The sequence below is a fragment of the Streptomyces sp. col6 genome (assembly GCF_008042035.1).
GTDB lineage: Bacteria > Actinomycetota > Actinomycetes > Streptomycetales > Streptomycetaceae > Streptomyces.
In genome coordinates, this window is the sequence record NZ_RDBL01000013.1 from 533,034 (window position 1) to 540,271 (window position 7,238).

A 7,238-nucleotide genomic window follows, 5' to 3' on the forward strand; every position below is an offset into this window, starting at 1 on the left:
TCGAGTCCCGTTACGAGAACAGCGCCCGGCCCCACCAGTCGTCCTTGTCGCGGACGCCCGGCGGGACGGCGAAATGCGCCGAACCCACGTGCTGGATGTACTCGTTGAGTGCGTCGTGTGCCGCCAGGCGTCGTTGCAGGGGAACGAACGCCTTGCGGGTGTCGCGCTGATAGGCCAGGAAGAACAGCCCCGCGTCGAGCCGGCCGAGGCCGTCGGTGCCGTCCGTGAAGGAGTAGCCCCGGCGCAGGATCGTCGCCCCGTCGTTGCTGTCCGGGTGGGCGAGGCGCACATGCGCGGTCGGCAGCATCGCCTTCAGGAACGGCTCGTCGCGCTCCTTCGACTTGCCGACCGGCGCGCCCTCGCCCTTGTCGCGGCCGAAGACGTCCTCCTGCTCCTGGAGCGAGGTGCGGTCCCAGGTCTCGATGTGCATCCGGATGCGCCGGGCGACCAGGTACGAGCCGCCGGTCATCCAGTCGGGCCCGTCCTTCGCCCCGGCCCACACGTGCTTGTCGAGGGCGGCGGTGTCGGTGCCGGAGATGTTCCGGGTGCCGTCCTTGAAGCCGAGCATGTTGCGCGGGGTCTGGGCGTCCGGCGTGGTCGAGGACGTCTTGCCGAAGCCCAGCTGGGACCAGCGGATCGCGGTGCGGCCCATGCCGATCCTGGCGAGGTTGCGGATGGCGTGGACGGCGACCTGAGGGTCGTCCGCGCACGCCTGGACGCACAGGTCGCCGCCGCTGCGGGACCTGTCGAGGTTGTCGCCGGGGAACTTCGGCAGGTCGACGAGCGCCTCGGGGCGCCGGGACTCCAGGCCGAAGCGGTCCTTCGCGAACAGCGAGGGACCGAAGCCGATCGTCAGCGTGAGGCGGGACGGCTTGAGGCCCAGCGCCTCGCCCGTGTCGTCCGGCGGCGCCTCGGCCAGGCCCCCGTAGGCGCCGTCGCCGACCGCGTGGCCCGCGGTCATCCGCTCGGCCGCCCGGGTCCACTCCTTGAGCAGCGCGACCAGTTCGGCCCGGTCCTTCGTCGTCACGTCGAACGCGGCGAAGTGCAGCCGGTCCTGGACGGCGGTGGCGATACCGGCCTGGTGCGCGCCGTGGAAGGGCACCGCCGCGCCGCTGTCCGCGGCCGTCTGCCGGCCGCCGTCGTCGGAGCGGGCCGCGGCGACGCCCACACCGGCCGCCGCGGCGCCGAGCGCGAGCCCGGCACCGCCCCAGCCCAGCAGCGCCCGCCGCGACGGGGCGTTGCCGTCGCCGGGTGCCTTGCCGGTCTTCTCGGTCATGCCCGAAGCCTCTTTCCGGCCGGTTACTTCGTCACCGCGGCGGCGAGCTTGGACAGCGGCTCGGCCAGCGCGTTGACCGCGTCCGACAGCTCCTTGCGGTCCGCCTTGCCGACCTTCTCGTAGGAGGTGAACTCGTACGAGGAGGTGTTCTTGCGGTACTTGTCGAGCAGCTTGTTCAGCTCGGCGAACCGCTTGTCCAGCGTGGCGGTGAGCGCGGAGTCGTTCTTCGACGCGATCGGCTTCAGGAGGTTGTAGGACTGCTCGGCGCCCTCGACGTTGGCCTTGAAGTCGACCAGGTCGGTGTGGCTGTAGCGCTCCTCCTCGCCGGTGACCTTGCCGGTGGCGACCTCGTCGAGGAGTTCCTTGGCACCGTTGGCCATCGAGGTCGGGGTGATGTCGGCGGTGCCGACGCGCTTCTGCCAGTCGGTCAGGTCCTTGTACAGGGTCGGTGCGAGCGCCTTCTCCTCGGCGCCCAGCTTCTTGTCCTGCCACAGCGCCTTCTCCAGGCGGTGCCAGCCGGTCCACTTCTGGCCGTCCTCCAGGCCGTCCGCCCGCACGTCTACCTTCGGGTCGATGTCACCGAAGGACTCGGCGACCGGCTCGGTGCGCTCCCAGCCGATGCGCGAGTCGGCGTACGCCTTCTTCGCGGCCTCGATGTCACCGGCGGCGACGGCGTCCGTGAAGACCTTGACCTTCGGCAGCGTCTCGTCGGCCTGCGCCTGCACATAGGTGCGGTACGCGGCGACGGCCTTGTCCATCTCGGGGCTGCGCTTGGCCGCCTTGCCGCCGCTGACCTCGATCTTCTGTCGGATGCCGTGGCCCTTCATGCCGGGCTTGCAGGCGATCTCGTACGAACCGGCCTTGATCTCGGCCGTGATGGTGGCCTTGGTGCCGGGGCCGATGTTCTCGCGCTCGGCGACGATGCGGTCGTCCGGGAAGAGGACGTAGACCTCGGTGACCTTGGCGCCCTTGTTCTGCACCGCCAGCTCGATGTGCCCGGCCGGCAGCTTCGTCTTCGAGACCTCGCAGGAGTCGTCCTTGGCGACGACCTGGACGGCCCCGTCACCCTTGCCGTCGCTCTTCTCGGCGCAGCCGGTGACGGCGGTCAGAGCGGCCGCGGTGGCGGCAGCGGTGACGACGGAGAGACGAACGGCTCGCATGGTGGCTCCACATGGGATGAAGGAGAAGGACGAAGGGTTGGACAAAGGTGGGTGAGGCGGACCTAACTTAGCCGAGGCTTACCAGTGCGATACCCACCCGTGCAGTGATTCAGCTCTCACTGCGGGGGCCCGGAAACGGAGCGATCACGGCCGACCCATGGACGTACCCCGCACAGGTAATGCACAGGTCAAGCGGTGCGTTCGGGCACCACCAGCGGCACCCCGGTCCGCGGGTGCGGGAACACCTCGACCGGCTGCCGGTAGACCCTGCCGAGCAGGTCACTTGAGAACACCTCGGCCGGCGGGCCCGCCACCGCGATCCGCCCCTGGTTCAGCACGGCCGCCCGGTCCGCGTACGCGGCGGCGAGACCCAGGTCGTGCAGGACGACCACGACCGCGTCCCCGGCGGCCGCCCGCTCCCGGCAGATCCGCAGGACCAGCTCCTGGTGGCGCAGGTCCAGCGCGGCCGTCGGCTCGTCGAGCAGCAGCAGCGGCGCCCGCTGCGCCAGCACCCGGGCCAGCGCCACCCGCGCCCGCTCGCCGCCGGACAGCGCGGAGAAGGGGCGCCCGGCGAACTCGGTGACCTCGGTGGCCGCCATCGCCGCGGCGACCGCCGGATCGTCCTCGTCGGCCCGGTCCGTCCCGGCCCAGGGCGCCCGGCCCATCCGGACGACGTCCTCCACCGGGAACGGGAAGGCGAGGGCCGCCGACTGCGGCAGGACGGCCCGGCGCAGGGCCAGTTCGGGCGCGGACCAGTCGGTGACCGGGCGCCCGTCGATGCGTACGGCACCGCTCTCGGCCGGGAGGTCGGCGGCGAGCGCGGCGAGCAGCGTGGACTTGCCGGCCCCGTTCGGGCCGACGAGCGCCAGCACCTCGCCCGCGTACGCCGTCAGGTCGATCGAGTCCAGCACCTGCCGCCCGCCGAGCCGCACCCGCAGCCCGCTCACCTCGGCGGCCGGCTCCCCGGCGGCGACGGGCACGGGCAGCTGCCGGCTGTGCGGGGCGAAGAGGTTCCGCAGGGTCTTCATGCCCAACCACCTTGCTTGCGACGGGTCCTGCGCAGCAGCCAGAAGAAGAACGGGCTGCCGAAGAGCGCGGTCAGCACCCCGAGCGGCAGTTCCGCCGGGTCAGCGACGGTCCGGGCCGCGAGATCGCCCGCGACCAGCACCAGAGCGCCGCCGAGCGCGCTGCCGGGCACCAGGAAGCGGTGCCCCGGCCCGTTCGCCATGCGCAGCAGATGCGGCACGAGCAGCCCGACGAAGGAGATGATCCCGGCGACCGCCACGGCCGCCGCCGTCAGCAGCGCCACGACCAGCACCAGCACCAGCCGCAGCCGCTCCACGTCCACGCCCAGGTGCCGGGCGGGCCGTTCGCCGAGCGCGAGGAGGTCCAGCTTGCGCGCGTAGAAGGGGGCGATCAGCAGTCCCAGCGCCGCGCAGGGCAGGACGGCGAGCACCTTGGGCCAGGTGGCCTGGGCCAGCGAGCCGAGCTGCCAGAAGGTGATCTGGGTGATCTGCGCGTTGTCCGCGAAGAAGATGAACAGGCCGATCAGCGCCCCCGCGAAGGCGTTGACCGCGATCCCGGTGAGGATCAGCGTCACCACCTCGGTCCGGCCGCCCGACCGCGACAGCGCGTACACCAGGAGCACGGTCAGCAGCCCGGCGACGAACGCGCAGACGGTGATGGTCCAGTTGCCGAAGAAGCTCAGCCCGAGCGCGATCGACGCGACCGCGCCGACCGCCGCGCCGGCCGAGATCCCGATGACGCCGGGCTCCGCGAGCGGATTGCCGAACACGCCCTGCATCAGGGCGCCCGCGCAGCCGAGCGAGGCGCCGACGAGGAGGGCGAGGACGACCCTCGGCAGCCGCACGTTCCACAGGACGCTCTCGCCGACCCGGTCCAGGGCGTGCCCGCCGAGCCCGATCCGGTGCTGGACGGAGGCGAGGACGTCACCGATCGGGATGCTGTACGCGCCGAGCCCGGCGGACAGCAGGCAGCCGACGACCAGTGCGGCGGTCAGTCCGGCGGTGAGGGTGACAGCGGTGGAGCGCCGGGCCCGGGGCAGGGCCGCTGGAGCCTCGGGCCCGGCAGTCTTGGTGGGGATCTCGCAGGAGGCGGTCACTGGTCCGCACCGCTCTCCGGGTAGAGCTGGGCGACCAGTTCGCTCAGTACGCGGTCGGTGCGCGGGCCGTAGTTCAGCAGCACCCCGTCGTCGATGGAGACGATCCGCCGGTCCATCCCGGCCGGGGTCTCCGCGACACCCGGGATCTTCACCAGGCCGTCGATCCCGCCGACCGACTCCAGACCCTTCGTCATGACGAGGATCGCGTCGGGCGCGGCCTTGGCCAGGGCCTCGCTGGTGATCGCGGTGAAGTCCTTCTTCAGCCCGGACGCCTTGCCGGCGTCCACCGCCCCCGCCGCCTCCAGCAGCGAACTCGCCCCGGAGTCCCGGCCGCCCAGCAGATAGACGGACGCGGATCCGCGCAGGTACAGGAAGGCCACGCGCGGCTTCTCGCTCCCCCCGGCCGGTGCGGGTACGGACTCGCGCACGGCGTCGATGCGGTCCTGTGTGCGCTTCTTCAGCGTCCGGCCGGCCTCCGGTACGCCGAGTGCGGCGGCCACCGTGTCGATCCGGCGGCCCACGTCGGCCAGTTCCTTGGCGGGTTCGACGACCACGAGCGGAATCCCGGCGTCGCGGATCTGGCCGATCGCCTCGGCCGGGCCGGTCGTGGTGTCCGCGAGGACCACGGTGGGCTTCAGGGACAGCACGCTCTCCGCCGACACGTCGTGGGCGCGGGTCACCACGGGCAGCTTCTCGGCCTGTTCGAAGGTGGCGGTGATGTCGCGGGCCACGACCTGCTTGCCGAGACCCAGCGTGAACACGATCTCGTTCAGGCTGCCGGTGAGCGGCACGATCCGGTCCGCCGAGGTGATGGTGGTCCGCTTGCCGTCGGCCGAGTCCACGGTGACCGGGAGCTTCGGCGCGGACGTGCCGGTCAGCGGTTCTATCCGGTCCGCGTCCGCCGAGGAGGACTTGGCCGCGGAGGACTTCGCCGAGGGCGACCCCGTACCGCCGCAGCCGGACAGGAGCACGGCGGAGGCCAGGGCGAGGGCGGTGGCCAGGACGCCGGTGCGCCCGCGCCGGGGCCGCCGGACGGCCGGGCCCGGTGGGGCGAAGTCCTGCGTGTAGCGCACGGGTGCACCGTCCTGTCGTTCTGCGGCTCGTACTGCGGCGAGCAGTTGGTGGGGTTCTGCGAGGAATGTGACGGAAGGGGGTACCGGCACAGGATGTACATACCTTAGGTTAGCCTTACCTCAGTTGCTAGCCCTCGGAGGGGTTCCATGCCACCGTTCAGACCTGCCCGCGCACTCGCCGTCGCGCTTCTCGCGGTCCTGCTGTGCGCACTGCTCCCGGCCACCGCCGCGCAAGCGGCGAGCCGCACGGTGCAGGGCGGACGGCTCGACTGGGGCATCAAGTCCTCGTTCCAGAGTTACGTCACCGGCCCGATCGCCCAGGGGAGTTGGGGGCTGACCGGCGGCGCCGCCACGGTCGGCGGCAGCCAGTTCCGCTTCCACTCCGCGACCGGTTCCTACGACCCGGCGAACGGTGCCTTCCGGGCCGGCTTCTCGGGCGGTGTCCGCTTCACCGGCCACAAGAAGTCCGACGGCTCCTACGAACTGGACCTCACCATCAGCCGCCCCACCGTCCGCATCCAGGGCGGCAGCGGCACTCTGTACGCGGACATGACCAGCAAGGAACGGGGCAGCGGACGCGTCACCACCGCCGCCCAGGTCCCGCTGGCCACGCTCGGCCTGTCCGGGATCGACATGCGGGGCGGTACCACCCCCGTCGCCCTCACCAACATCCCGGCCACGCTGACCGCGCAGGGCGCCAAGTCCTTCGCCGGCTACTACACCGCCGGCACCCCCCTGGACCCGGTCAGCCTCTCCGTGGACACCACGGGCCCGGCCGCGAAGCCCTCCGCCTCCACGTCCCCGGCGAAGCCCGGAAAGAGCAACGAGCCGAAGAAGAAGTCCACGGCCGGCCGCTTCGAGGACGCCGCCGTCGACTGGGGCGTGCGCCGGACCTTCCGCGAGTACGTCACCGGCTCCATCGGCAAGGGGAAGTGGGCCCTCTCCGACGGCGCCCAGGACGGCGGCGCGCTCTTCCGCTTCCCGAAGGGGAAGGGCACGTACGACCCGGAGAAGAAGACCCTCGCGGCGACCTTCACGGGCAGCGTGCGCTTCACCGCCGCCGACGGCCTCGATCTGAAGCTGTCCCGGGTCGCGGTGGCCGTGAAGGCCGGCAAGGGCACGCTCCGCGCCGACGTTCTGAGCGACGGCAGGGCCACCGAGTCCGTGCCGCTCGTCACCTTCACCGCCGAGGACTTCGTGCCGGAGAACGGCCTCGCGGTCCTCACCGAGGCCCCGGCCACGCTGACCGCCGACGGTGCGAAGGTCTTCGGCTCGCTCTACAAGGCGGGCACCGCGATGGACCCGGTCTCGCTCGCCGTGGCCACCGACGCGAAGGCGAAGCTCCCCGCCCTGCCCGACCTGGGCAGCGACGCCTCCGCCTCGCCCGAGCCGGCCGGGAGCCCGACGGCGACGCCGGCCACGGTCCCCACGGCCGCCGAGAAGGACGACGACTCCCGGACCGGGCTCTACCTGACCCTCGGCGGCGCCGGACTCCTCGCCGCGGCCGCGGTCACCGTGCTGGTGCTCGTACGCCGCAACCGGGCGACGCCGAGGGTCAGGTAGAGCCCGGTCCGGGAGTCGTCGTCCTTCTCGGCGGCCGTGGGGAC

6 protein-coding genes are annotated in these 7,238 nt (G+C 72.2%); 1 reads left to right on the forward strand and 5 read right to left on the reverse strand.

Annotated elements, in window-relative coordinates; all coding sequences use genetic code 11:
* Positions 1 to 10 precede the first annotated feature (10 nt).
* The 5 genes from efeB to EAO73_RS19065 all read right to left on the reverse strand — a co-directional run bounded on the left by efeB (position 11) and on the right by EAO73_RS19065 (position 5,631).
* On the reverse strand, positions 11 to 1,276 hold the full coding sequence (efeB, locus tag EAO73_RS19045; RefSeq protein WP_147972730.1) for an iron uptake transporter deferrochelatase/peroxidase subunit: 1,266 nt from the start codon (positions 1,274 to 1,276) through the stop codon (positions 11 to 13).
* A gap of 23 nt (positions 1,277 to 1,299) precedes the next feature.
* The gene (efeO, locus tag EAO73_RS19050) at positions 1,300 to 2,436 is read right to left on the reverse strand and encodes an iron uptake system protein EfeO (RefSeq protein WP_147972731.1); all 1,137 of its coding nucleotides are present in this window, start codon (positions 2,434 to 2,436) and stop codon (positions 1,300 to 1,302) included.
* Positions 2,437 to 2,624: 188 nt separating this feature from the next.
* The gene (locus tag EAO73_RS19055; RefSeq protein ID WP_147972732.1) at positions 2,625 to 3,464 is read right to left on the reverse strand and encodes a heme ABC transporter ATP-binding protein; all 840 of its coding nucleotides are present in this window, start codon (positions 3,462 to 3,464) and stop codon (positions 2,625 to 2,627) included.
* The gene (locus tag EAO73_RS19060) at positions 3,461 to 4,558 is read right to left on the reverse strand and encodes a FecCD family ABC transporter permease (RefSeq protein ID WP_147972733.1); all 1,098 of its coding nucleotides are present in this window, start codon (positions 4,556 to 4,558) and stop codon (positions 3,461 to 3,463) included. The genes EAO73_RS19055 and EAO73_RS19060 overlap by 4 nt, the downstream gene beginning before the upstream one ends.
* A complete protein-coding gene (locus EAO73_RS19065) occupies positions 4,555 to 5,631 on the reverse strand; it encodes a heme/hemin ABC transporter substrate-binding protein (RefSeq protein WP_147972734.1) in 1,077 nt (358 codons plus the stop codon). Before EAO73_RS19065 ends, EAO73_RS19060 begins: the two co-directional genes overlap by 4 nt.
* A 147-nt stretch (positions 5,632 to 5,778) precedes the next feature.
* On the opposite strand from EAO73_RS19065, the gene EAO73_RS19070 reads away from it, so the two are divergent.
* Positions 5,779 to 7,194 (forward strand): HtaA domain-containing protein, encoded by a 1,416-nt coding sequence (locus tag EAO73_RS19070; protein WP_147972735.1) that lies wholly within the window; start codon positions 5,779 to 5,781, stop codon positions 7,192 to 7,194.
* Positions 7,195 to 7,238: the final 44 nt, after the last annotated feature.

What these genes read in the sequence shown, in the direction of transcription:
- efeB (WP_147972730.1), bottom strand. Translation starts at nt 1,276, where the DNA reads ATGACCGAGAAGACCGGCAAGGCACCCGGCGACGGCAACGCCCCGTCG.
- efeO (WP_147972731.1), bottom strand. Translation starts at nt 2,436, where the DNA reads ATGCGAGCCGTTCGTCTCTCCGTCGTCACCGCTGCCGCCACCGCGGCC.
- EAO73_RS19055 (WP_147972732.1), bottom strand. Translation starts at nt 3,464, where the DNA reads ATGAAGACCCTGCGGAACCTCTTCGCCCCGCACAGCCGGCAGCTGCCC.
- EAO73_RS19070 (WP_147972735.1), top strand. Translation starts at nt 5,779, where the DNA reads ATGCCACCGTTCAGACCTGCCCGCGCACTCGCCGTCGCGCTTCTCGCG.